We start from the raw sequence: 4,941 nt of genomic DNA on the forward strand, positions 1-4,941 counted from the left end.
CTCAGGACTTACCAGGTTTTGAGCGCCTCTTAGGTGACGGTTCCGACTTCGGTATTCGCCTTAGCTATGCCGAGCAACCCAGTCCTGATGGCTTGGCTCAAGCTTTTATCATAGGCGAAGAGTTTATAGGCGATGACGATGTGTGCCTGGTATTAGGAGATAATATTTTCTACGGACAGAGTTTCTCGAAAATGCTCGCTCAAGCGGTAGAGAATGTAAAGAAAGAACGCAAAGCTACTGTCTTTGGTTATTACGTAAAAGACCCTGAACGTTATGGGGTAGCTGAGTTTGACACCGCGGGAAATGTCCTTAGCATTGAGGAAAAACCCACACAGCCTAAATCTAACTATGCGGTAGTAGGACTCTATTTTTACCCCAATAAAGTAGTGAAAGTAGCCAAAAGTATCAAGTGCGCAAAATTTCGCTAGCGAGCAAAATTTCGCCGATACGCAAAATTTTTCAGATACAAGCAATTTAGCAAGCGCGCGAGATTCTGCCAGCGCAGCAAGCTGCGCGGAGGCTTGTAATTCTTGCAAGCCAGTGCTTTGCAGCCGCTGCAAACGCGAAATCGCTAAGCAAAATTTCAAGCTTGGCTGCGTAGGATTTGGGCTTTTTGCGTTAAATATCACAGCAGGCGCGCTAAATTTTTTAGGGCGGTTAGGAAGCGTAGCGGATAAAAAAGCAAGCGAGATTAGAGCTAGACAAAAGGCGCCTGCGAATTAGCGCGGCTTTCAACGCTACTGAAATTTAGCGGTGCATAAAGCGAGCGGGTTTACACATTCAAGGCACCGCAAAATTTATGCGTTTTTAGCTAAAATGGCGGATTAGAATTAGCAAAATTTTAAAGGAGCGCTTTGAAAATTTTACTTGTCGAGGATGAAAAAGATCTAAATCAAATCATCGCAAAATGTCTGAAAAAGGACGGCTACAGCGTAGATTGCGCCTTTTGCGGCAAGGAAGCGCTAGAGTTTTTGGATGTCGCGAAATATGACGCTATCGTGCTTGATGCGATGATGCCTGTGATGGACGGCTTTGAGTTTTTGAAGGCGGCGCGGACGCGCGGACTGGGAACGCCGGTTTTATTTTTAACTGCGAGGGACGCCAAAGAAGATATCATCGCAGGGCTTGATCTGGGCGCAGACGATTATATGGTTAAGCCTTTTGATTTTCGTGAGCTTTTGGCGCGACTTCGCGCAATTATCAGGCGCAAAAACGCTACTGCGGATAACGAAATTATCATAGGGCAAGTGCGCCTAAATCTAAGCAAAAAATCGGTCGTCTGCGCGGGCGAGGTAGTGGAGGTGCTCCGTGAGCTACGTCGCCCGTAGCTGGTGGAGGGTGAGGCGGAGAAAGGGACGGCGCAGGGGAGCCCCCTGCGGCGTGGACGAACTCGGTGACGCGGTCGAGCCACTCTTCGCATGCGACGGGTCGAGCTTGGAGAAGGCGGCGAGAGCATTTGGGATTTTAGCGACGAAGCAAGCTCAAATGTTATCGATGTTTTAATCAAAAATATCCGCAAAAAGCTAGGCGAGCACGGCGATATAATAGAAACGAAGCGAGGGCTTGGCTATGTCGTGGCAAAATAGCGAGATTTGTATCAAAATTTCGGCGATTACGAAGCAGATTTTTGCCGCTACGGCGCTTTTCATATTAAAATTCGTGCGAAATTTTAAACAGAATTTTACGCATAATTTTGCGTGTTTAAAGAAAAGCCGCAAGAAAAATCCCACGCAAAATATCGAGTTAAACCGGGCTCTAAATTCTACTCAAAGCCGGGCGTCAAATTTTAAACGGAATTCCACGCAAAATCCAGCATCAAATTCCGCGCCGAATTTTTCTGTTACAAGCGCAACGCCTGATCTAGCGCAAAATTCTAATAGCGTCCTCGCGCAAAGTCAAGGACAAAATTTCGCGTCTAAAATCACAATACAAAATTTTACTCAAGCCTTATCTAGAATATTTGCAACCATTAAGGAGAATTTTAGCTCGCAGGCGCTACCTATCAGCCTACGCGTGACGCTTTATTACAGTGTATTTATTTTGGCACTTGCAGGCGCTATTATCGGCATTTGCGGCTATATTTTAGACGAAGTATCAGGAAGCTCCGTCAGCCAAAAAAAGCTTGCCCGCTTAGTGCAAAAAGCCGCGCGCGAGGGAAAATTTAAAAGCTTTGATGACGGTGTATTTTTCTACGAGCATGACGGACAAGGCGGCGTGATCGCAGGGTTTGTGCCTAAAGGTTTCGAGCCTGCGATGCCGCTCTCGCCTCAAGGCGCGCGCGAGGTGGAGCTTGATGACGACGAGTTTTTCTATTACGACGCGCAGATCAAAGGGCGCAGTGCATGGATACGCGGCGTCATCGCAGTTAGCGAGTTTGAGCTTGCGATGAAGCGCGTGATGCTAATCGCTCTTATCCTATCGCCGCTATTTCTGGTGCTCGTCATCTACGGCGGCTACGCGATCATAAAAAGAGCGTTTAAGCCCGTGCGCACTATGTCGCGTACAGCTAGCGAGATCGGAGCTAGCGGCGATTTTACGCGACGAATAGAATTACCGCGAGGCAAGGATGAGCTAAGCGCGCTCGTGGCTACGTTTAATGAAATGCTAGCATCGCTGCAAAGCGCGTTTGAGCGCGAGCGGCAGCTAAGCGCCGACCTTTCGCATGAGCTGCGTACGCCCGCTGCCGTCATACTGGCTCAAAGCGACTACGCCCTAGTCTACGAGCAAGACGCGAGCGAGGCAAAGGAGAGTTTCGCGGTCATCAACAATCAAGCGCGTAAAATTTCGGCGCTAATAGAGCAGATTTTAGAGCTTACCCGCTTGCAGCGCGGCGCGCGTTTGGCGCCCGTAAGCTTAAGTAAAATCGCAAGCGAGTGTGCGCAAGACTTTCAACTTTTGTGCGCACAAAAGGGGCTAAGTTTTAGCTCGCAGATAGCCGAGGGCGCGCGCGTAAACGGCGATGAGCTGCTTTTGATCAGGCTGATTAACAATCTTTTAAGCAATGCTTTAAAATTTACGCGCAGCAGCGTCGCTTTAGAGCTTTGCGTGAGCGCAGACGCGTGCGAACTTAGCATAAGCGACGATGGAGAGGGCATTGAGCCTGCTTTGCAAAATAAAATTTGGGACAAGCTCTATCAAATAGAGCGCTCCAGAAATCGTGAGCAAAATAGCGGCGCGGGACTAGGACTAGCCATCGCCTCACAAATCGCAAAAATCCATGGCGCGCAGATTTCACTACGTAGCAAAGTAGGACGCGGAAGCAAATTTAGCGTAAAGTTTAAGAAGGTTTAGGCGGTTTTGTGGGCTTGGTGGCATAAAGAAATGCTGGGCGGCGAAATTCTTAAAATTTTATCGCCTATTGTTACTTAAAATTTAACGACTATAGCCATAATAGGGGCGATGGTGTAATTTTAAAATTAGGCTGGCGTCGCCAATAATATCGGATGATTTTTGCGATAGTCGTGCGCTTTTAAATTTAAATGGGCCAAATTTTAAAATTTAGTTTTACCGCGAAATTCCGCGGCGAATTAATAAGGCAAGGCGCAGCATTTTACCCTTAGGCGAAGTGATAAGGCAAGCGCTTTAAAGCTTAAGTGGGCTGGCGCGGGTAATTTAAAAATTTTAAGGTATGCGGCAAAATAAGCCTTCGCTGAAATTTCACGGCGCAGTATTGCAGGATAAACCTTTGCTAAAATTCTAAGACGCCACATTCGGCTCTAGAGAACTTAAATTTAGGAGTATCTAGCGACCAAGTAAAATTTAAATACGGAGCAAAAAAGACGGACTGAGATTTAAGGTCGCCTACATAAGCTAAATTTTGTCTTTTTGCCCACCTCTCTCTTGTAGATTACGGCGATATAATCAAAGCCGTTTGCCTTACCTCGCCCCATGAGGCAGCCCCGCCGTTTATTAATATGACCCTACCGCGCTCGTCGGTCTCGTATTCGTACATTTCGTTGTCGTAGTGGGTGCTGTAGCCAAATTTTACGCGGATCTTGCACGGCGCAGTAGGTTAAATTTCACTAGCTCGCGACGAGTTACTTTTTTGCGCCATATTCGCCGCAAAACATCGCGCTTTAGCCGTGCGAAGCGCTATCAAAAAGTAAAATTTCCTCGCCCGTTGTTACGCATTTTATTGCGAACTTGCGAGGCATGAGCTCGTCCTCATAAGTCTGCGGCAATGGACTTTTCTAAATTTTTCGCCCTGCCTAGGATCGTAATCGCCTTGTGCTCGCATATATTTACGCACCTGTAGCAAAGCGTGCACTCATCGCCGAATTGCGCCTTTTTGCAAGCGAGCTTTATGTTTCGCATCGGGCAGGGTTTGACGCAAGCCCCGCAGCCGCTGCATCGCGATGGATCGAGGCTCGGCTTGCGCTTAGCAAAGGGGCTTTTATCCCAAATTTTCATCCAAAGCCGCTGTCCTAAAAACCCTGCGATACGACAAAGCGCGCTCAGCCCCTCTTGCGGCGGACGATTTGTGCTAAGCGCCTCCGCAACGCGTCTGACTTTAGCGTCCGCCTCTTTGATTATGCGCTCGTTTTTCGCTTGCGAGTAGCTGAAAATCGCCACGTCGAGGATGAACGCGGGCATTTTGATATGAGCGCCGCCCGTTATGTTTGCGCCGAATTGTTTTAAAATTCTAGCCGCGCACCCCGTCCCGTCGCCGCTGAAGATCTCCATCGTAGCGAGGATGAATACGTTTTTGCCGCTAAAGCTCGCGCCGTTTCGGTAGAGGAAGTCGCGCACGATACGCGGCAGGTCGCTAAAATAGACGGGATATGCCAAGATAACGTCATTGTGGTGCTTTAAAAGCTCATTGCAAGCCTTGCTCTCGATCGAGACGCAAACGCCGCCAAGATGAGCGATGAGCCTATCCACGCAGTGCTTCGTGTTGCCCGTAGCGCTAAAATAGATCGCTATCATGCCCGTCTCCCAAGC

4 protein-coding genes and 1 pseudogene are annotated in these 4,941 nt (G+C 48.3%); 4 read left to right on the forward strand and 1 reads right to left on the reverse strand.

The genetic code is table 11. The features are described from left to right. From Q0095_RS02490 to Q0095_RS02505, 4 genes and pseudogenes are all read left to right on the forward strand, one after another. Nucleotides 1–410: pseudogene (locus Q0095_RS02490) on the forward strand (sugar phosphate nucleotidyltransferase); the annotation flags it as partial. 444 nt (nt 411–854) lie between these two features. Continuing rightward, nucleotides 855–1,328, forward strand: a complete 474-nt coding sequence (locus Q0095_RS02495; RefSeq protein ID WP_297881052.1) for a response regulator — start codon at nt 855–857, stop codon at nt 1,326–1,328. A gap of 90 nt (nt 1,329–1,418) precedes the next feature. After that, nucleotides 1,419–1,586, forward strand: a complete 168-nt coding sequence (locus Q0095_RS02500; RefSeq protein WP_297881054.1) for a winged helix-turn-helix domain-containing protein — start codon at nt 1,419–1,421, stop codon at nt 1,584–1,586. Beyond that, nucleotides 1,570–3,291, forward strand: a complete 1,722-nt coding sequence (locus tag Q0095_RS02505; protein ID WP_297881056.1) for a sensor histidine kinase — start codon at nt 1,570–1,572, stop codon at nt 3,289–3,291. The genes Q0095_RS02500 and Q0095_RS02505 overlap by 17 nt, the downstream gene beginning before the upstream one ends. Before the next feature lie 873 nt (nt 3,292–4,164). Here Q0095_RS02505 and Q0095_RS02510 read toward each other — a convergent pair. Next, nucleotides 4,165–4,941: EFR1 family ferrodoxin (locus tag Q0095_RS02510; protein ID WP_297881058.1), on the reverse strand; the 777-nt coding region annotated here is incomplete at its 5' end.

It is taken from the genome of uncultured Campylobacter sp. (assembly GCF_938045535.1).
Classification (GTDB): Bacteria; Campylobacterota; Campylobacteria; order Campylobacterales; family Campylobacteraceae; genus Campylobacter_B.